Origin of the sequence: Streptomyces sp. 4N124 (assembly GCF_052245395.1) — a bacterium.
Taxonomy (GTDB): Bacteria; Actinomycetota; Actinomycetes; order Streptomycetales; family Streptomycetaceae; genus Streptomyces.
The window spans coordinates 176301-195756 of sequence record NZ_JBQQBS010000011.1 but is presented as its reverse complement, the minus strand read 5'-3'; the positions used below and the strand labels follow the sequence as shown (position 1 = coordinate 195756).

17 protein-coding genes are annotated in these 19456 nt (G+C 71.4%); 5 read left to right on the top strand and 12 right to left on the bottom strand.

Annotated features, from left to right (window positions below):
* Positions 1-105: 105 nt before the first annotated feature.
* The 5 genes from ACTWQO_RS14560 to ACTWQO_RS14540 form a co-directional block, all read right to left on the bottom strand.
* Complete coding sequence (locus tag ACTWQO_RS14560) at positions 106-2274, bottom strand: SWIM zinc finger family protein (RefSeq protein WP_443237710.1); 2169 nt, start codon at positions 2272-2274, stop codon at positions 106-108.
* Entirely contained in the window at positions 2271-5099 is a 2829-nt protein-coding gene (locus ACTWQO_RS14555; RefSeq protein ID WP_443237709.1) for a DEAD/DEAH box helicase, read from the bottom strand. Before ACTWQO_RS14555 ends, ACTWQO_RS14560 begins: the two co-directional genes overlap by 4 nt.
* Before the next feature lie 103 nt (positions 5100-5202).
* The gene (locus tag ACTWQO_RS14550) at positions 5203-5784 is read right to left on the bottom strand and encodes a sugar kinase (RefSeq protein ID WP_443237708.1); all 582 of its coding nucleotides are present in this window, start codon (positions 5782-5784) and stop codon (positions 5203-5205) included.
* Complete coding sequence (locus ACTWQO_RS14545) at positions 5781-6965, bottom strand: ROK family glucokinase (protein ID WP_443237707.1); 1185 nt, start codon at positions 6963-6965, stop codon at positions 5781-5783. Before ACTWQO_RS14545 ends, ACTWQO_RS14550 begins: the two co-directional genes overlap by 4 nt.
* 138 nt (positions 6966-7103) lie before the next feature.
* Positions 7104-7841, bottom strand: a complete 738-nt coding sequence (locus ACTWQO_RS14540) for a GntR family transcriptional regulator (protein WP_210572238.1) — start codon at positions 7839-7841, stop codon at positions 7104-7106.
* 130 nt (positions 7842-7971) lie between these two features.
* Between ACTWQO_RS14540 and ACTWQO_RS14535 the strand changes: the two genes are divergently transcribed.
* Positions 7972-8994, top strand: coding sequence for a Gfo/Idh/MocA family protein (locus ACTWQO_RS14535; RefSeq protein ID WP_443237706.1), 1023 nt, complete (start codon positions 7972-7974; stop codon positions 8992-8994).
* 213 nt (positions 8995-9207) lie between these two features.
* On the opposite strand, the gene ACTWQO_RS14530 is transcribed toward ACTWQO_RS14535, so the two are convergent.
* The 3 genes from ACTWQO_RS14530 to ACTWQO_RS14520 all read right to left on the bottom strand — a co-directional run bounded on the left by ACTWQO_RS14530 (position 9208) and on the right by ACTWQO_RS14520 (position 12448).
* Positions 9208-10386: a cytochrome P450 family protein gene (locus tag ACTWQO_RS14530; RefSeq protein ID WP_443237705.1), complete on the bottom strand. Its 1179-nt coding sequence runs from the start codon at positions 10384-10386 to the stop codon at positions 9208-9210.
* 83 nt (positions 10387-10469) lie between these two features.
* Complete coding sequence (locus tag ACTWQO_RS14525) at positions 10470-11150, bottom strand: response regulator transcription factor (RefSeq protein ID WP_443237704.1); 681 nt, start codon at positions 11148-11150, stop codon at positions 10470-10472.
* A 47-nt stretch (positions 11151-11197) separates the two neighbouring features.
* Complete coding sequence (locus ACTWQO_RS14520) at positions 11198-12448, bottom strand: sensor histidine kinase (RefSeq protein ID WP_443237703.1); 1251 nt, start codon at positions 12446-12448, stop codon at positions 11198-11200.
* Between the two features lie 179 nt (positions 12449-12627).
* Here ACTWQO_RS14520 and ACTWQO_RS14515 point away from each other — a divergent pair, with 179 nt between their 5' ends.
* Together ACTWQO_RS14515 and ACTWQO_RS14510 are read left to right on the top strand one after the other, a co-directional pair.
* Positions 12628-12828, top strand: coding sequence for a hypothetical protein (locus tag ACTWQO_RS14515; RefSeq protein ID WP_443237702.1), 201 nt, complete (start codon positions 12628-12630; stop codon positions 12826-12828).
* A gap of 308 nt (positions 12829-13136) precedes the next feature.
* Positions 13137-13523, top strand: coding sequence for a ribonuclease domain-containing protein (locus ACTWQO_RS14510; protein ID WP_443237701.1), 387 nt, complete (start codon positions 13137-13139; stop codon positions 13521-13523).
* Between the two features lie 271 nt (positions 13524-13794).
* On the opposite strand, the gene ACTWQO_RS14505 is transcribed toward ACTWQO_RS14510, so the two are convergent.
* Together ACTWQO_RS14505 and ACTWQO_RS14500 are read right to left on the bottom strand one after the other, a co-directional pair.
* A complete protein-coding gene (locus ACTWQO_RS14505; protein ID WP_443237700.1) occupies positions 13795-14136 on the bottom strand; it encodes an SCO4225 family membrane protein in 342 nt (113 codons plus the stop codon).
* A 215-nt stretch (positions 14137-14351) separates the two neighbouring features.
* Entirely contained in the window at positions 14352-15209 is an 858-nt protein-coding gene (locus tag ACTWQO_RS14500; RefSeq protein WP_443237699.1) for a helix-turn-helix transcriptional regulator, read from the bottom strand.
* A gap of 135 nt (positions 15210-15344) precedes the next feature.
* Between ACTWQO_RS14500 and ACTWQO_RS14495 the strand changes: the two genes are divergently transcribed.
* Positions 15345-15791 carry a nuclear transport factor 2 family protein gene (locus tag ACTWQO_RS14495; RefSeq protein WP_443237698.1) on the top strand — a complete coding sequence of 149 codons (447 nt, stop codon included), beginning with the start codon at positions 15345-15347 and terminating at the stop codon, positions 15789-15791.
* A complete protein-coding gene (locus ACTWQO_RS14490; RefSeq protein ID WP_443237697.1) occupies positions 15788-16654 on the top strand; it encodes an NAD(P)H-binding protein in 867 nt (288 codons plus the stop codon). Before ACTWQO_RS14495 ends, ACTWQO_RS14490 begins: the two co-directional genes overlap by 4 nt.
* A 204-nt stretch (positions 16655-16858) precedes the next feature.
* On the opposite strand, the gene ACTWQO_RS14485 is transcribed toward ACTWQO_RS14490, so the two are convergent.
* Positions 16859-18643, bottom strand: coding sequence for a sensor histidine kinase (locus tag ACTWQO_RS14485; protein WP_443237696.1), 1785 nt, complete (start codon positions 18641-18643; stop codon positions 16859-16861).
* Entirely contained in the window at positions 18633-19331 is a 699-nt protein-coding gene (locus ACTWQO_RS14480; RefSeq protein ID WP_443237695.1) for a response regulator transcription factor, read from the bottom strand. The genes ACTWQO_RS14485 and ACTWQO_RS14480 overlap by 11 nt, the downstream gene beginning before the upstream one ends.
* Between the last annotated feature and the right edge of the window lie 125 nt (positions 19332-19456).

Below are 19456 nucleotides of genomic sequence, written 5' to 3'. Positions count from 1 at the left end.
CCCTGGACCCCAAGTCCTCACACCTGGCTCCCGCAGATCAGCGGGGAACTCTCACACAGCCTTCACCGGATGGCTGTCGGCTCCGGGCGGAGACCGGATCCGGCCTCAGTCTTCCGGTGACGTGCCCAGGCCGGTCAGTGCGCCGACCGGGTCCAGGTCGGGGGTGCCGCGGGGCCACCAGTCGTCGTGGCCGGGTTCCGATTCGTACGGGTACCAGATGCCGTCTCGGCCCAGCCGGAGCTGGACGTGGCCGCGGGGGTGGGTGAGGCGGTTGCGCCACGGGCGGAAGGCGGGGAGGTCGGCGGCGAGGAGGAGGGGGCGCGCCCGGTCGAAGCGGCCGGCGGGTGGGTCCCAGGGATCTTCGAGGACGGCGAGACCCTCCAGGCCGCCCTGGCGCCAGGCCGCGACCGCACGTGCCAGCTCGGCAGGGGTGCGGCCGGCGGCGGAGGCGAGCGAGGAGTACAGGGCGCGGCTACCGGCGGTGAGTCCGGAACCCGGGCGGGCCGCGGCGAGCCGCACCGCATCCTGCCACAGCGTCAGTTCGGCGACCGGGTCACGGCCGGTGGCGAGCAGCGTGTGGGCGCGGAGGGCCGCGTCGGTCGCCAACTGGTCCAGCGCGAAGGGGTCCGGGCCGCCCGGCGCGGCCGGGTAGACCGGGGGTTGCCCGGGGTGCGGGGGTGCGGGCGACGGAGCGGGGAGGGGCGGGAGTTGACGCTGCGCGAGCGCGTCGGTGGCCCGTACCCCCGGGAGCGGCGCCGGTTCCCGCTCCTGTGCGGCGCGGGCCGCGCGCGCGGCGTTGCGACGGGAGAGGGCATCGAGCAGTTCCCGCTCTCCGCGACCGCGCAGCAGAAGCAGGACGAACGGGTCGGCGTCGAGCAGCCGTGCCGTCTGGTAGCAGAGCGCGGCGGCGTGCTTGCAGGGGTGGCCGCGGTCGGGGCAACTGCACTGCGGGGCAAGGTCACCGGGGCCGGGGAGCAACGGGACTCCGCAATCCGCCAGGGACTGCGGCAGCTCCTTGTCCAGCAGCGCGGCGATATGCCCGGGCCGCTCGGCGGCGGTGTCCAGGAACCGCTCCCAGTCGGCGTCCTCCAACGTGCGCAACCGCAGCTGCACGCGGTAGGGCCGGGGCCGGCTGCCCTGCACATACGCGAGGACGAGACCGGGCGTGACGGTGATGGCCTCCACATTCCCCTGCTGCGCATATCCACGTCCCCGAGCCAACCGCTTGGCATCCAGCGCCCCTTCTTCCAGCGCCGCGACCCATGCGTTTCCCCACCAGGTCGCCGCGAATCCACCACCGTCCGCGGGGCGCGGGGCGAACGCGGGGAAGGTGCGGCGCAGTTCGGTGAGGGCGGTCCCGGCGCGCGAGGTTCCCGCGCTCGCGCGAGGTCGGGAGTGGGTGGGTACCCGAGTGTCGGGGCGGGCGAGGGCGTTCGGCGAGCCTGGGTGGCGGGTGGAGATGGGGGTCTCGGCAGGCTCCCCCTCAGGCAGGTCGTCCGAGGCTGGCATCCGGAAGGCGTCCGCGACGAGGTCCGACAGGGCACGAGCTCTGCCCTGGGCGGCGGGGGCGTGCCCGCCACGCTCGTCCGCAGGCGCGGTCCGAACCCGGGAACTCGGCCTGGGCGACGGCTCGACTCCCCCGTCCGCACGGTCCGACCCCTCTTCCCGCCCCTCACCACGAGCGGCACGCAACGCCTGGCGTGCGACATCCGCGGGACGCGCCGCCCGAGCCTCGGCTGAGCCCTCCGGAGCCTTAGGGGCGTGCGTCGCCGCACCGCGGCCCCCTCCCTGCCCGGTCACGGCCCGGTCGCGGGCAACGCCCTCGGACCCCTCGTCGCCAACCCCGCTCCCGTCCTCGGCGGAGGTCTCCCCGACGGCGGCACCGGCCGGCGCGTCGGCGGCCGAGGCACCCACAGCCTTGTCCGCGGTCGCGGCACGCCTGCCAGTGACGGCGTCGCGCAGCGCCGCCCGAGCCGCGTCACTCGGCCGGGGTGCACCTCGTGACGGGTCCCCGGTGGTCCGCCGTACGTCGTCGCCCGCAGCCTCGTCGTCCCCAGCTCGCGCCGCCGCGCCCACAGCCTCGTCATCCCCCGCTCGCGTCGCGCCAGTCGCGGGCCGGCCGGTGGTCACCGTCTCCTCGGGAGCCGTTACGTCCGCGCCGCGCTCCGCGTCCGCCCCCGGCCGCTGTCCACCGGAACCAGCCTCAGGCTGGCTCACACGCTTCCGGGCCGCCCTGAGGGCTCGGCGTGCCTCGTCGGCGGGGCGGGAGGTCATGGCTCCCTCCGTAGCGAGACGAGGTCGGACAGGTCGCGGTCCGTCAGTTCCGTGAGGGCGGATTCGCCGGAGCCGAGGATCGCGTCGGCGAGGGCGCGCTTGGATTCGAGCATCTCGGCGATGCGGTCCTCGACGGTGCCCTCGGTGATGAGGCGGTGGACCTGGACGGGCTGGGTCTGGCCGATGCGATAGGCGCGGTCGGTGGCCTGTTCCTCGACGGCCGGGTTCCACCAGCGGTCGAAGTGGACGACATGGCCCGCGCGGGTGAGGTTCAGTCCGGTGCCGGCCGCCTTCAACGACAGCACCAGGACCGGGGTCGCGCCGCTCTGGAAGCGGTCCACCATCCGCTCTCGCTCGGGTACGGGAGTGCCACCGTGCAGCAGGTCCATGGGGACCGCCCGGGTGGCCAGGTGGGAGGTGATGAGGCGGGCCATCCCGACGTACTGCGTGAAGACCAGCGCCGAGCCGTCCTCGGCGAGCAGGGTGTCCAACAGCTCGTCCAGCAGGGCCAGTTTGCCGGAGCGGGCGGCGAGCCCGTCGCCCCGGACCTCCTCCTTGAGGTACAGCGCGGGGTGGTTGCAGATCTGCTTCAGCGAGGTCAGCAGCTTCAGTACCAGGCCACGGCGGGCGATCCCCTGCGCGGTCTCGATGGCCAGCATCGACTCGCGCACCACCGCCTCGTAGAGCGAGGCCTGCTCCCGGGTGAGCGGAACGGGGTGGTCCGTCTCCGTCTTGGGCGGCAACTCGGGAACGATGCCGGGGTCGGACTTCTTGCGGCGCAGCAGGAAGGGGCGGACCAGGCGGGCCAGCCGCTCCACCGCCTCCTCGTCCTCGCCGTTCTCCACGGCGCGCGCGTGCCGGGACCGGAAGGACTTCAGCGGGCCGAGCAGTCCGGGTGTCGTCCAGTCGAGCAGCGCCCACAGCTCGGAGAGGTTGTTCTCCACCGGCGTGCCGGTCAGGGCCACCCGCGCGGGTGTCGGGATCGTGCGCAGCGCCTTCGCGGTCGCCGAGTACGGGTTCTTGACGTGCTGGGCCTCGTCCGCGACGACCATGCCCCATGCCTGCTGGGCCAGTGTCGGCGCCGCCGAGCGCATCGTGCCGTACGTCGTGAGGACGAAGCCGCCGTCCAGGCCGTCCAGGGTGCGGTCGGGGCCGTGGAAGCGGCGGACGGGGACGCCGGGCGCGAAACGGGTGATCTCCCGCTGCCAGTTGCCGAGCAGGGAGGCCGGGCAGATCACCAGGGTCGGCTCGCTACGGGCGCGCTTCAGATGCAGCGCGATCAGCGTGATCGTCTTGCCGAGGCCCATGTCGTCGGCGAGACAGCCGCCGAGGCCGAGCGAGGTCATGAGGTCGAGCCAGGCCAGGCCCCGGAGTTGGTAGTCCCGCAGCCGGGCGCGCAGCCCCGGCGGCGGCTCGACGGGCCGCACCCCCGCCGTCAGCCGGTCGCGCAGGGCGGCCAGCGCGCCGGTCGGCACCGCGTCGACGGTCTCGCCGTCGACCTCCGCGCTGCCGGTCAGCGCGACGGACAGCGCGTCCACCGGGTCGAGCAGCCCCAGTTCACGCTTGCGGGCCTTGCGGACGAGCGCCGGATCGACGAGGACCCACTGGTCCCTGAGGCGTACGACGGGTCGGTGCGCCTCGGCGAGCGCGTCCATCTCGGCCTCGGTGAGCGGGTCGCCGCCGAGCGCCAACTGCCAGCGGAACTGGAGGAGTTCCTCGCTCTCGAAGAAGCCGGTGCCGTCGGTCGCCGAGCCCGGCGCGAGCCGTACGACCGCTGCCGCGGTGAGGTCCTGCGCCAGGTCGCGGGGCCAGTGCACGGCGACCCCGGCCGCGGCGAGCCGGGTGGCCGCGGCACCGAGCAGCTCGCCCAGTTCTCCCTCGGTCAGGGCCAGTACGTCGGGCACGTCCTGTTCGGCGAGCCGGTCCAGTGGCGGCCAGACGCGGGCCGCGCGGCGCACGGCGAGGGCGGCGTCCACGTGCGCGCGTGGACCGAACGCCGCGTCCGCCTCACCCGCCCACAGGGCCGCCGCGTCGACGACGAGCGTGGGGTCGGCGAGGCTGTGCACCTGGACGATCGCCGCACCGGCGCTGCGGATCCACTCGCCCCCGTCGAACAGGTCGCACGCCGACAGATCCAGCCGGAGCGAGATCCGCACGCCCGCGTCCATGCCGGCGGCGACCTCCGCGGCCCAGTCGTGGGCATCCGGCAGATGCTGCGGACGGGTATCCGCGAAGGGTCTGCCGGAGACGTACGGCGCGGCGGGGGTGCGGGGCAGGGTGTCCGCGACCGCGTCGAGGAAGGCACGCATCAGCGCTTCCGGTTCGGGCAGCCGAAGCGGTCCGGGACCGGGCAGGGGCACGGCATGTCCCTCGGGCGGAAGTGCCGCCGCGACCGCGCGCAGGTGCGCGATGTCGTCCGGTTCGAGGGGTCCGGCCCGCCAGGCGTCGTGCCCGGACGGGGTCAGTCCGGGTAGCAGGCGTCCACGGGCCGCGAGCCGCAGCGCGTGCAGAGCGGCGGCCCCCCAGCACGCGGTGGCCGGGTGTGCGGCGGGGTCGCGCCGTGCCCGCACCAGCAGCGGCAGTGCCTCGCCGACCGGCAGCGACAGCGCGCGGGCGGGCCTGCGCCGCACTCCGGTGCCATGACGTCGTACGACTGTCAGCTCCGTATGCCCGATGCCGTTCGAGACGTCACCGCCGATGTCGCCCTCGGGATCCCAGAACGCGATCCGGCCCTCACGCGGGACGGGCGCGGGCAGGAAGACGGCCGCGAGACGGAGGGGTACGGACTCCTCCGCCCGGTCGGCCACCGCGGTCGCCTCGGTCATACGTCCTGTCACCTCCCGCCCGTGTGTCGGATCAGATGTCTTCGACTCTACGGGCGGGGTCTGACAATCGGCCCCGGTCACCGGCCCGGGCGGGCGCGGAGCCTCAGGGGATGACGCGCGAGACGACGTAGATGAACGGGTTGTTCGGATCGCCCAGGCTCACCATGACCTGCTGCGTGGGCCGCGGGTCCCGCTGCTCGTGAACCAGGCCGTACCAGGGGCCGGGGCTCGAGAAGTTCCAGCCGGTGACCTTCTGGTCGCGCTTCCCGATGGTGATCTCGTTCCGCTTCAGCTCGGCCCGGCTGGCCCCCAGGTCCTTGAGGAAGACGTCCAGGTTCGCGTTGGGGGTCTGGAACTGGACGTAGAGCCGGCTGGTCTTCCAGTTGTTCGTCTCGTAGTAGGCGACCTTGCCCGACGGGTGGGGCATCGGCACCTGGTAGAGGCGGCGCTGGACCTTCGACGGCCAGGCGCGGGTGAGGCCCCGCGCCGAGTACTTCTCCTCCTTGTCGCGGCCGCTGTCCCGGCTCTGCGCGGCGGAGATGACCAGATAGCCGGCCGGTACGCCGATGAGCAGCACGATGATGAGCAGGGTGAGCGCCCGGCGGCGGATCACCCGGCCGCGGTCCTCGGACGGACCGGGCTGCTCGTCCGCGGGCGGGGCCTGATGGGGCAGTTGGGCCGTCACAGCGCCTCCCGGGCCTCGCGGCGGGCCTCTGCGTACCGCTCGTAGCGTTCGTACCGCTCGACCCTGCGGCGTTTGGCGCGGCGGAAGCGGCGGGCGACCAGGCGGGCGAGGTCGGCGGCGCCGACCATGCCGGCCTCGGGGCCCAGCTGGGCGCGGGCGATGCGGGCCTCCGGACGGTAGCCGCGGCCGGTGAGCTGCCGCTTGAAGGCGTCCCGCGCGGGGCCGATCAGCAGGTCGTCGGCCGCGGAAACACCGCCGCCGATCACGAAGCAGGAGGGGTCGAGCGCCGCCGCGAGGTTGGCGATGCCGACGCCGAGCCACTGGCCGATGTCCTGGAGCAGCTCGATGCACATGGCGTCGCCCTCACGGGCCAGCTCGGTGATCATCGGGCCGCTGATGTCGGCGATGTTCCCCTTGACGTGCTCGATGATCCCGTACGCCACCGGCGAGTCGGCCGCCGCGAGCTCACGTGCCTCTCTGACCAGCGCGTTTCCGGAGCTGTACTGCTCCCAGCAGCCGCGGTTGCCGCAGGGGCAGCGGTGGCCGCCGGGGACGACCTGCATATGGCCGAACTCGCCGGCGACGCCGTACTTCCCGCGCTTGACCTGCCCGTCCTCCAGGATCGCGCCGCCGATGCCGGTGCCGAGCGTGATCATGACGAGGTGGTCCTCGCCGCGGCCGGCGCCGAAGCGCCACTCCGCCCAGGCGGCGGTGTTGGCGTCGTTGTCCACCAGGACCGGGACCGCGAGGCGGCCGGCGATGCGGTCGCGCAGCGGTTCGTTGCGCCAGGACAGATGGGGCGCGAACAGTACGCGGTTGCGGTCGGCGTCGACCCAGCCGGCCGCGCCGATGCCGACGGCGTGCACGTCGTGCCGGTCGGACAGGTCCAGGACCAGCTCGACGATGGTGTCCTCGACGACCTTCGGGCTCTTGGACTTGTCCGGGGTCTCCGTGCGGAGCTTCTCCAGGATGTTGCCGTCGGCGTCCACGACGCCCGCCATCACCTTGGTGCCGCCGATGTCGATGCCGACGGTTGGCACGCGGGGGGCGGTGAGGTGGGAGCGGCGTTCCCTGGTACCGACTGTGCGGAGCGTGGGTGCGCGGCGGGAACCGATGGGGGCGCCTGGCACACCGACGTTGCTCAGTGCTCTCGGGAACGGTAGGTCGCGGTAGTTGCTCATCACCGCCGATTCTGCCTCACGGTGACCACAGGTGCTGTACGGGGCCGCAAAGGGGGCTGTCGGTGCGATGCCGGGTGCGGGTGCCTGAGGGCTGGTCGCACGGCCCTCTTTGTCCTGACATTGAGACGAATAGAGCCTCTACGGTCGTACGAGGAGCTGGAACTCGAAGGAGTAGCGCGTCGGCCGGTAGGTGTGGGTGCCGAACTCGACGGCGCGGCCGGTGTCGTCGAAGGTGGTGCGCTGCATGGTGAGCAGCGGGGCGCCTTCGGGCTCGCCGAGCCGTTCGGCCTCGGCGGCGCCGGCGGCGCGGGCGCCGATCGACTGACGGGCGCTGTGCAGGGTGATGCCGGCGGCCCGCATCAGCCGGTACAGGCCGGTGGCCTCCAGTTGCGCGGTGTCCAGGTCGAGCAGCCCGGGCGGCAGGAAGTTGCAGAGGTACGCCATCGGCTCGCCGTGCGCCAGCCGCAGCCGTTCGACGCGGTGGACCTCGCTGTCCTCGCCGACGGCGAGGGCCGCCGCGACCTCGGCGGACGCGGGGACGACCGTGTTGACGAGGACCCGGGTCGCGGGGCGCTGGCCGGCCGCCTCCAGGTCGTCGTAGAGGCTGCTGAGTTCCAGCGGGCGTTTGACCTGGCTGTGCACGACCTGGGTGCCGACGCCCCGGCGGCGGACCAGCAGGCCCTTGTCGACCAGGGACTGGATGGCCTGGCGGACGGTGGGCCGGGAGAGTCCGAGACGTGCGGCGAGTTCGATCTCATTGCCCAGCAGGCTGCCGGGGGTGAGCGTGCCGTGCTCGATCGCCGCTTCGAGCTGCTGGGACAGCTGGAAGTACAACGGCACCGGACTGCTTCGGTCCACACTGAGGTCGAGCTGCACGGTCGGGTCCATTTCTGGTTTCGGCACGGGCCGAGCGTAGCTCCGTGGGCGGTTGACGGGAAGTTGTGTAGTTCGATTGTCCGGACATACGCATTGACAGGGTACGGGCCTGGGCCGCAGGTTTGTTCTCATGCGCATCGGGGTCATCGGTACGGGGCGGATCGGCACGATCCACGCGAACACGCTCAGTCGCCATCGGGAAGTCGGGTCCCTCATCCTCACGGACGCGAACCGGGACAGGGCACAGGAGCTGGCGCAGCGGCTGGGGGAGACGGCCGCACCCGGGGTGGACGAGATCTTCCGGTGGGGCGTGGACGCCGTGGTGATCACGACGGCGACATCGGCCCACGCCGAACTGATCGGCCGGGCGGCACGCTCGGGCCTGCCGGTGTTCTGCGAGAAGCCGATCGCCCTCGACCTGCCGGGCACCCTGCAGGCGATCACCGAGGTCGAGACCGCGGGGACAGTTCTCCAGATGGGGTTCCAGCGCCGCTTCGACGCCGGCTACGCGGGGGCGCGGGAGGCGGTGCGTTCCGGACGGCTGGGGCGGCTGCACACCGTGCGGGCACTGACGTCGGACCAGGCGCCGCCGCCGGCCGCCTATCTGCCGGTGTCCGGCGGGCTGTACCGGGACACCCTGATCCACGACTTCGACATGCTGCGCTGGGTGACCGGGCATGAGGTCGTCGACGTCTACGCGGCCGGGTCCGACGCCGGTCCCGCGATGTTCCGGCAGGCCGGTGACATCGACACGGCCGCGGCCGTCCTCACCCTCGACGACGGCACGCTCGCCACGGCCACGGCGACGCGGCTGAACGGGGCGGGGTACGACGTCCGCATGGAGCTCGCCGGGGAGCTGGACCAGGTCGTGGTCGGCCTGGACGACCGCACGCCCATCGCGTCCACCGAACCGACCGGGCCACCGGCCGCCGACAAGCCGTGGACCGGCTTCCTGGAACGCTTCGGGCCCGCCTACGAGGCCGAACTGGCCGCGTTCATCGAGGTGGTGCGGGGCGAGCGCGCCAACCCGTGCGACGGCCGCGAGGCCCTGCAGTCGCTGCGGATCGCCGAGGCCTGCGACGTGTCCCGGCGCGAGCGAAGACCGGTACGGCTCGCGGAGATCCCGGGTGGCTCCGCGTCCGCGACGGTGTAATCGGACGCTGACGGGAAGGGCTTCGACGGGACGGCAGCCGCGCCGCGTCACCTCAGCGGTCCGCAGCATCTACGGCCTTCAGCGCAGCGTCATCCACGGCTTGCGGGGCGCCGTCGGCCACGGCTCTCAGCGCGCCGTCAGCCACGACGGCCAAGGTTCCCTCGGCTACGGCGCCCAAGGCCCCGTCGGCTGAAGCGCCCCGCGCTCTGCCGCTCACCAGCGCACCGGCAGGCTGCGCATCCCGCGCATCAGCATGCCCGGGAGCCACTCGCCGGGCGGGCCGTCGAGGGCGAGTCCGGGCGCGCGGTCGAGCAGCGACCGTATCGCCGTGCGTGCTTCGAGGCGGGCCAGCGGGGCGCCCAGGCAGAAGTGGATGCCGTGGCCGAAGGCGACGTGGCCGCGGGCGTCACGGCGGATGTCGAAGGTGTCGGGAGCGGCGTAGCGGCTCGCGTCGCGGTTGGCGGCGGTGAGGCCGATCATCACCGGCTCGCCCTTGTCGATCCGGACGCCGCCCAGCTCCAGCGGCTCCGCGGCATAGCGGAACGTCGCCGTCTCCACCGGGCCCTCATGGCGCAGCATCTCCTCGACAGCGCCGTCCAGGAGGCTCATGTCGACGCGCAGCGCGGCGAGTTGGTCGGGGTGGGTGAGCAGGGAGTGGACGCCGCTGGTGATGAGGTTGACCGTGGTCTCGTGGCCCGCGATGAGCAGGATGAAGGCCATGCCCCGCAGTTCGTCCGGGGAGAGCCGGTCACCGTCCTCGGCGGTGGTGCGGATCAGGTCGCTCAGGAGGTCGTCGCTCGGCCCGGCGGAGCGCTTGTCCTCGATCAGGTCGGTGAAGTACCCGCCGAGGCGGACGTAGGCGTCGTGCTCGCTGCCCGGGCTGGTCGGTGCGACCGCCTCCGTGGACATCTTGCGGAACTCCGCGCGGTCCATCTCGGGTACGCCGAGCAGTTCGCAGATGACGGTGATCGGCAGCGGATAGGACAGGCACTCCACCAGGTCGGCGCGGCCCCGCGGCAGCATCGCGTCGAGCAGTTCGTCCGTGATCTGCTGGATCCTCGGGCGCAGTGCCTCCACGCGGCGCATGGTGAAGGCGCGGGAGATCAGGCCGCGCAGCCGGGTGTGCTGGGGCGGGTCGGTGACCAGCAGGTTCTTCCCGATCAGCTCCTCGTCGAGGGACTTCAGGCCGATCTTCGCGCCGTCCTTGGACAGCCGTGGCTCGGCGAGTGCCGCACGCGCCTCCTCATGACCGACTACGAGCCACACCTCGGAGTGCCACTCGGGCAGCCGGACCCGGTGGACGGGGCCTTGGGCGCGCAGGCGTGCGTACGCCGGATGCGGGTTCACGCGGAACCCCTCGCCGAACTCCCCCATGTCGATGACGTCCGTCATGGCCCTCCCCCTCGCACAACATCCCCCGCACAACGTCCCCCGCGCAACAGCCTCGACACACAGAGAACGCCCGAAGTCCGCGATCAGTGCCCGTCCTCCTCGGATTCCTCCAGAAGTCCCGCGTCGTATGCCAACAGGGCGATCTGCACACGGTTGTTGAGGTCGAGCTTGGCCAGGATGCGGGAGACATGGGTCTTGACGGTGGCCACGCTCATGAAGAGGGTCGCGGCGATCTCGGCGTTGGACAGACCCCGGCCGACCGCGACGGCGACCTCGCGTTCACGGTCGTTGAGGGCCTCGATGCGGGCACGCGCGCGTGCCCGCCGGGTGTCGGCCGCGGCACCGGCCGCGTGTTCCATCAGCCGGCGGGTGACGGAGGGCGACAGGACGGGGTCGCCGGCCGCGACCCGGCGCACCGCGTCGACGATCTCGGCGGGCGGGGTGTCCTTCAGGACGAATCCGGCGGCACCGGCGCGCAGCGCCCGCAGCACCTGCTCGTCGGCGTGGAAGGTGGTCAGGACCACGACCTGCGGGGCGTCCTTGCGGCCGCGCAGCAGCTCGGTGGCCGTCAGACCGTCCATCGACGGCATCCGGATGTCCATCAGGACGACGTCCGGGCTGGTGCGGTCGACGAGCGCCTCGACCTCACGGCCGTCGGCCGCCTCCCCGACGATCTCGATGTCGTCGGCCCCGCCCATCATGAAGGACAGCCCGGCCCGTACGAGAGGATCGTCGTCGACGAGGAGCACTCTGATCGCAGTCATGGGCCCTACGTAATCACGGTCGCGGCCGGTGAGTTGGCCGGAGCCGCTCACCCCCACGGCAGCCAGCCCCGCACCCCGAATCCCCCGTCCCCCTCCGGCCCGTACGCGAGCCGCCCCCCGGCCAGCGTGGCCCGTTCCGTCAGTCCGATCAGGCCCTGTCCGGAACCGGGCACGGGGGGAACCTCGCCGTCGGGTGCCGGGTTCCGTACGCCCACGGTCAGGCCCTCCCCCGGGCCGCCTGTGACGGACACGGTGACCTCGGTGCCGGGGGCGTGCTTGCGGGCGTTGGTCAGGCCCTCCTGGGCGATGCGGTAGGCGGTGCGGCCGACGGAGGCCGGGACGGCGGCGGGGTCGGTGACGCGGTTGTCGAGGGTGACCTTCATGCCGGCCTCGCGGGACTCGGCGACCAGCGCGTCCAGCGCGCCGAGCGTCGGCTGCGGACGGCCGGCCTCGTCGGGGTCGCCGGCCCGCAGCACGCCGATGATCTCCCGCAGGTCCTGCAGCGCCTCGTGCGCGCTCTCCCGGATGACGCCCGCGGCCCGCGCGACCTCCGCCTGCGGTGCGTCCGGCCGGAACTCCAGTGCGCCCGCGTGCACGCTCAGCAGCGTCAGCCGGTGCGCCAGCACGTCGTGCATCTCCCGGGCGATGGCCTCGCGGGCCAGCCGCTGCGCCTGCTCGGCGCGCAGCTTCGCCTCCGTCTCGGCGCGCAGGGCGCGGTCGCGCAGGCTCAGCATGAGCTGCCGCTTCGACCGTACGAGCAGGCCGCAGGCGATGGTCGAGACGGTGAGCAGCGAGGCGAGCAGGACCGCCGGCACGAACGGCAGGCCGGGCTCCGGGCGCCACCAGAAGTAGAGCGGGATCCCCACCAGAGAGATGCCGCCGAGCAAGGCCACGTACTTGAAGGGCCGGTGCACGGCGAGCGTGAAGAAGATGATCATGCCTGCGCCGCCCGCGGTGCTCGAGACGAAGCCGAGGGGAACCATCAGGACGGCGAGTCCGAGCGGCCAGCGGCGGCGCAGCCAGACCAGGGCGCAGGCGAGGGCACCCAGCAACTGGTCGACGGCGGCGAGTGAGCGCGAAGTGTTCGGGTCCCCGTTCACCGTCTCCGCGGCCGTCAGGCCGATCAGGACGGCCAGCACGAAGCAGGAGAAGTCGACGACCCAGTCCCGGGCGGTGCGCCGCGGTCGCCGCCCGTTCGCTCCGGCATCGGGGTCGAGCTCATGGACCACGGCGGACGGGAACAGCCACCGGCGTCCCTGGAACGCCGACACAGCTTGCTCCGCCTTGTCACCACTCACGGTCGACAAATCTACGCAGTGCGGGCCCGCTCCACCTCCCCGCACGCATGATCGACGACCAAAGTCGCACCGCCGCAGACTTTCGGCGCCAGGCCGCGGACGGATCAAGGACTTCCGTCGAACTGGCCTCGCCCCGCGGCCGATGACTGTGGGGGGTCCGCGGGGCGAGTGTTCTCACCATGAAGGAATTGCTGGAGCTGTTCGGATTCATCGCCCTGGCGCAGGGCGCGATGGGTCTCGTGCACGAGTTCACCGAGTGGAAGATCGGCCTCGTGCAGCGGATCGACTCTCTCGACGGCTACGGGATCTACGCGAGCATCGCGTTCCTGGTGCTGGGGTTCGCGTTGTTCGCCGCCGCCGAGAGCCGGAAGTCCGGCTGAGCGCGGACCGGGCTTCCGGCCGGTCGCACCCTTCCTCGGTGGTCGACCTGGTCGCCGGACTCAGCAGCCGTAGTCGACCAGGTCGAACGACTCGTAGTGGTCCGCGCTGTAGCAGTCCTCCTGGGATTAGGCATTCACGTGCACTACGGCGCGGTGCTGATGCTGATACGGCGGGCCGGACCTGTTCGTGCAGGCCTTATGGAGCTGTCGCGCGCCAGGTTAATTCCCCGAAAACTCATCGGACGTGACGGGAAATTCTCCGGAGTTGTCATTGACATGCCACCATCTACGCGCGTCATCATGAGGGCATGAGATTCCCCCCACGAATCACCCGTATCGGCGCCGCAGCCGCGGTGTTGTCCGCCCTTCTCATCGGCGGCACCGTCACTGCCACCCCGGCGGCCGCCGCGGTCGGCAGTATCTGTTACAGCGACCTGCCCTCCCAGGCACACGACACGCTCGACCTGATCGAGCAGGGCGGCCCGTTCCCGTACGAGCAGGACGGCACCGTCTTCCAGAACCGCGAGGGCATCCTGCCCAGCCAGTCCACTGGCTACTATCACGAGTACACCGTGATCACGCCGGGCTCCTCTACGCGCGGCGCGCGCCGCATCGTCACCGGTGAGGAGAACCAGGAGGACTACTACACGGCTGACCACTACGAGTCCTTCGACCTGGTCGACTACGACTGCTGAGTCCCCCCACAGATCAGTCCGAGGAACGGTGCAACCTTGGGGTCCGGCCTGCGTTCAGCCGGACCCCTAGCTGCGGTCGTCTGCGCACGATATCGATCCTTCCGGTCACATGTTCGGACGGGAAGGATCTTTCAGGACCGGCCACGCATGCGGATCCCCCGCCGGGCTGCACCTCCCTTCCACCCCGGGAATGACACAACAGTCGTGCGTGGTCCCCGAGTTGTAGGGGACGGACCGCCCTCAACGACGGAACGACGGGGACCAGTGAGTGTCACGTGGTGGGGGCGGGACGCACGGATGACGACGCGCGCCTGCGGACTGCGCGGACGACCGCGCCCACGGCGACGGCGTTCACGAGTGCGCCGGCCGAGATTCCCAGATAGAAGGAGGCATCGGTGGGTATCCAGCCGAGCGCGACCATGAACAGCAGGTTCAGCGGGGCGGTCAGCAACATGGGCACGACGTAGGCCATGGAGGCGTCGACGCGGCTCACGAACAAGTCTTCGTAGAGCGCGAATCCGGCCGTGAGTACCACTGCGGCCAGGTAGCAGCGGGACAGCCAGCTGTTCACGGCCAGAGCGAGCATGGCACGGCTGCGGCGAGAGTAACTCACGGTGTTCTCCGATGTGTTGGTCGAGTCAGGGCCCTTTCCACGCGGTGTGCCGGATGAGCCGTTCATCACGATGCCGAAGAGGCTGAGGGCGCGGCATCGGTTGCGCTACTCAGATGGAGACGACCGGAGTGAGTACTCGAACCGTGACCTCTCCGAGAGGCGTCCACCTGGCTCATCTACGCTTGAGGCGTGAACCGAACTCACCGCGGTGGAAGCTAGGTTGCTTCAAGCAGGCCCTGCTCGTCGTCGCCCAGCTGGGCCAGTGCGGTGGCGCTCGGGCTGCCGGGATCTGCGGTGTAGAGCACCAGCCGCAGGCTGGTGCCGGGCATGAGCAGGGTTTGGCGGTCCAGTTCCAGCTCGCCGAGTTCGGGATGATGCAGGCGTTTGCGCAGCGTCGGCCGGGGGCGCACGTCGTGGCTGCGCCAGCCGGCGACGAAGTCCGGGTTGTGCGCGGCATATTCGTTGACCAGCTCGCCCAGCGCACGGTCCGCCGGGTGGCGGGCGCCGGCCGCGCGCAGATGGGCGGCGGACTGCCGGGCGAAGTCGCCTTCTGCGCCGACAGGGGCCGAACAGAGGGTGCCGTCCAGCCGGATGGCGAGGCGCACGGTGTTGCGCTCTTGGACGGACAGCTGCGCGAAGTCGGTGATCAACGCGGCCGCCGCAGCGTTCCAGGCCACGATGTTCTCCAGGTCGTTCACCAGATAGGCGGGTATAGAGCCGAGCCGGTGCAGCAGTTGGCGTGCGTCGGCAGGCACCGGCACGCGATCGGCGTCCGTACCGGGCGGGAGCTGCCCGGCCAGCCGTGCCAAGTACTCACGCTCGGTGGCGGTGAGGCGCAGTACCGTGCCCAGCGCGGTCAGCACCTGCGGCGACGGACGCGGCGCGCGGGCCTGCTCCAGTCGCTCGTAGTAGCTCGTGGACACGCCGGCCAGGGCGGCCACCTCTTCCCGGCGCAGCCCGGGGGTGCGCCGGGCACGCAGGCCGGGTGGGTGGACAGCCGTGGCCGGCATCTGGGCCGGGCGCAGCGCCTCCCGCCGACGGCGCAGGAAGTCGGCCAGTTCTCCTCTGCTCACCCGGCCAGGTTGGCACAACGGCACTCGGCTTAGCCACGGACCAGTGGTCCGGGGCTCACTGGTGCGTTCCACGGCACCGCCCCGTGCGCCCACTCTGGTGCGGTCACACGTCCTGCTGAACGCTGGAGAATCACCGTGTCACCACGCACTTCCGAAGAGATCTTTCGCCGGCTGCTGGAGCTGCTGCTGGCCAAAGACATGGATGCCATCGCCGATCTGTGGGCGGAGTACGGCACCGCCGAGTTCCCCTTCGCCGAAGGGGCGTCGCCGAGACGGCTGACCGGACGTGAGGCCGTCCGGGACTATCTGGCCGGCTACCCGGACCTGATGGACGTGCAGGCGATCCCGGCCCTCACCGTGCGCCACACGGACCAGCCGGACACCATCGTGGTGGAGTTCACGGCGCACGGTCGCACGGTGGCCACCGACGAGCCGTACGAGTTGGACTACATCACAGTGCTCACCACCCACCAGGGCCTGATCACCCGTTACCGGGACTACTGGAACCCGCTGGCCGCCGCCTCAGCGGCCGGCACGCTGCCCGAACTGCTCGGTTCGCTGCGCTCGCAGGCCACTCGATGACCGGCGTGCTGATCACCGGCGGCACCGGGAAGACGGGAAGCGCCCTGGCCGAACTGCTCCGCAAAAGCGGTGTGCCGGTCCGGGTGGCCAGCCGCAACCCACCGGCCGACGCCCCGGACGCGGTTCGGTTCGACTGGAGCGACCCGGCCGCCCATCCGGCCGCACTGCACGGGATGGACCGGGTCTTCCTGGTGCCTCCAGTAGACACCACGGACCCGATGCCACTGGTCGAACCGTTCTTGGCCGAGGCCGAACGCCTCGGCGTGCGCCGGGTGGTGCTGCTCGGCTCCGCCATCGTGCTGCCCGATGCTCCCAGTGCGCTGGAACTGGCCGCGCACGTGCGTGCCCGGCGCCGATGGGTGGTGCTGCGCCCCTCCGGGTTCATGCAGAACTTCCTGGCCCCCCACCCGCTGGGTGAGCGGATCCGGCGACACGGCGAGATCCGCACTGCCGCCGGAACCGGCCGGGTGGGCTGGATCGACGCTCGAGACATCGCTGCGGTGGCCGCCGTACTACTGACCGAACCCGACGGCCACCCCGACGACCGGCGTGACTACCTGCTCACCGGGCCGAAGGCGCTGAATTACCAGGACGCGGCACAGATCATCACCATCCACACCGGCCGGCCGATCCGGGTCGTACCCGTCGGGGTCGCCGAGCAGGCAGACGCCTACCGTGCGTCCGGCATGCCGGACGCCTTCGCGACCGCCCTCGCCGCCGTCGACGCCGGCATCCAAACCGGACGGGACGACCAGGTCAGCACCGCGGTGCTGGACCTGACCGGTCGCCCGCCTCGCACATTCGCCGAGTTCGTCCAGGACCACGCACCCCAGTGGGCGAACGCCGGGACACCCGAAGACTGACCGACGCCTGAGCTCGGCCGCCCATCGTTCTCAACCCGCCAGATCAACTGGCAACTCGCCAACTGAAGTGCTCAGTGTGCGACAGGGAACCTCTCGGGCTCCTGTCGCTGAGACGACGGACCAAGGCGCTGCCTCTCCGGCAACTCGTCCAGCGCGGCCGTTTCTGCGACTGGTGCGCAACATGGTCAACGCTGGATACCTGGATCAGCACGGCAACCGCACCAGGAACACCGTCTCCACGTGCGGCCGACTCGCCACGGAGACATCTCCGCCGTGTGCCCGCACCAGCTGTCTGACGATGGACAGCCCCAGCCCGCTGCCTCCCGTCCGCCTGCTGCGGGACTGTTCGGCCCGCCAGAAGCGGTCGAACACCCGGGGCAGGTCCTCTTGGCGGATGCCGCTGCCCGTGTCCTTCACCTCGATGACGACGGCGCCTGCCACGCGGCGGGCGCTGAGGGTGACGCGGCCGTCCGGCGGGGTGTGGCGTATCGCGTTGGACAGAAGGTTGCCCAGGACCTGGCGGAGGCGGACCGGGTCGGCGTGGATCGAGAGGCTGTCCGGGGCATGGACGACGGTCTCGACACCGCCGGCGTGTACGGTCGCCTGGTGCGCGCTCATGGTCTGCTCGATCAGCTCGCGGAGGTCGAGCTCCTGTGGGCGCAGGCGCAGGGTGCCGGCGTCGGCGGCGGCGAGCACCTGGAGGTCGTCCACGATGTGCTGGAGGAGGTCCGCCTCTTCCTGGAGTGAGGTGAGGAGCGCCGTGTCGGGCTCGGCCAGGCCGTCCTGCGCCGCGTCCAGCCAGCCGCGGATATTGGTCAGGGGCGTGCGCAATTCGTGGGCGATGTCGCTGACCATGACCCGGCGCTGCTCGTCGGTGCGTTCGCGGCGTTCCGACAGATCGTTGAGGGCGGCGGCCAGATAGCCGGTCTCGTCCTTGGTGGTGACGGGGATACGGAGGTGCCGGCCGGAGGGGGCGCGGGCGGCGTTGGTCAGCGCGCGCAGCGGACGTACCAGCCTGATCGCGATGACGGCGGTGACGGCGATGGCCGCGGCCAGGACCAGTCCGGTGGTGGCCAGGACCCGGAGGGTGCCGGCCGGTGACAGGTCCAGGACGGCGGTGGCCGTGCGGGGCGGGCTGGTGACGAACAGGAGGGCCGCCGGGGCGACGTGCGCCGCCAACTGCTCCCGTCGGCCTTCCTCCACACAGTCGTCCACAGCGTCGGAACCCTGCGCGGAGTCGTCGCCGACCACCCGGAAGTCCACCGTGATGGTCAGCGGTTCGGGCAGGCGTACGTGCTTGCGCTCGGCGCAGCCGCGGACGAGTCCGGTGAGTTCGGCGAGGGCCGCGGCCTCGGTCGGGGTGGGTTCGAGCATGAGCTTGGTCGCGCAGGCCGGGATGAAGTCCTCCGAGGCCCTGAGCGCGCGCAGTGCGGGTCTGCCACTGACCTCCTCGACGATGTGCGCGCGTACGCCCGTCCGGCTGTAGAGGCAGCTGACCTCGTCGCGGGCGATCTGTCGCAGCTTCGCCCGCTCCTCGGCGGGCAGGCGGTAGGGGCCGACGGCGCGTGGGTCGATGCGGGAGGCCTGCTCCGCCTGGCCGACACCCTGATCCGTGGAGGGAGCGACGTGCAGCGGATCGATCACGGCGCTTTCGTTGAGGGGCAGTTGTTCCGCGGCCGGCCGATGCGACGTGGCGATGACCTGGCGCGCCCGAGTGGTGAGGATGATGGTGCGCCCTGTCGACCGGGAGAGATCAAGGACGGTGCGCTGGACACCGTTCCAGTTCCGGTGCGTCGCGGCGAAGCCCTCCAGCGTGTCCTGGATGGTGGCGTCGTCCACGAGGGCCTGGCCCTGCTCCTGCTCGATGGCGACGGTGGTGCCGCGTACCGTCAGCCACGCCGTGGCCCCGATGGACACCAGGGAAATCAGCACGGAGGTGATCAGCAGCCGGAGCAACAGGCTGTTGCGGAGCGGGACTTCAGATGCCACGGCGGCCTCGGGACAGCTTGTAACCGACGCCGTGGACGGTCAGCAGCAACTCCGGTCTGTGCGGCGAGGTCTCGATCTTCCTCCGCAGGTTCACTATGTGCATGTCCACGGTGCGTTCGGTGACGGCGCGGCCGTGGTCGGTGATGCAGCCCAGCAGCTGAGCCCTGGTGAAGACCCGGTCAGGTGCGGCTGCCAACGTGCTGAGCAGGCGGAACTCGCCGGGAGTGCAGTTCACCGGGCGGCCGTGGAGGGACACCTCGTGCCGGTCCGGGGCCACGGTCAGCGGGCCGGCCCTGAGGAGCACTTCCTCCGTGTCCTCCGGATGCCGGGTGCGCCGCAGCAGGGTCCGGATGCGGGCCACCAGTTCACGCGGCCTGAACGGCTTGGTCATGTAGTCGTCCGCCCCGATGTCCAGGCCAAGCAGCAGATCATCCTCGGTGGAGCGGGCGGTGAGCATCAGAATGGGCATATCGCCCGTGGCGCGTATCCGGCGGCATATCTCCAGCCCGTCCAGACCCGGCAGCATCCAGTCGAGGACGAGCAGGTCGGGTGGCCGCTGGGTGGCTTCCTCGAGGGCTGTCGGGCCGTCGTGCACCACGGTTACGGCATGGCCGTCGTGCACCAGGTAACGACGGATCAGTTCTGCCTGCTTTTCGTCGTCTTCGGCCACAAGTACGTATGCGGACATGGCCCGATGATAGGCCTGCGGAGCGCGTGGTGAACCCCGGCTTATCCGGTTCCATTCCATGACAACTTCCTGACAAACACGTGCTGTTGTCCGGCGGGGGGAAGCGTTGACACCTTTCTGACAAA